A 243-nucleotide genomic window follows, 5' to 3' on the forward strand; every position below is an offset into this window, starting at 1 on the left:
AGAAATCGAAAAAGCCATTTCGGCTCGCGTTGACGCAGCCCAGAGCTTTTTGCTGCATCAGTTCGTGCTGGGAATGCGTGAAGCGGCCTTCGGCGCGAAATCTTCGGAACTGACCAACGCCGCCATCGGCGACGAAATCGCCAGCTTCAATCTGACGAAAGAACCTTTTGACCGGGTCTGGCTGATCGCCGCGCGCGACCGCGCGATGCTGGCGCGGCTGGCTGAAAACATATTGACTCAGTT

The 243-nt window shown here is 57.2% G+C and carries 1 protein-coding gene; it reads left to right on the forward strand.

Annotated elements, in window-relative coordinates; all coding sequences use genetic code 11:
* On the forward strand, window positions 1-243 hold a 243-nt coding region (locus N8M20_RS10440; protein ID WP_261080544.1), incomplete at both ends, for a hypothetical protein.

It is taken from the genome of Streptococcus mitis (genome assembly GCF_946190275.1).
Lineage (GTDB): Bacteria > Bacillota > Bacilli > Lactobacillales > Streptococcaceae > Streptococcus > Streptococcus mitis_DC.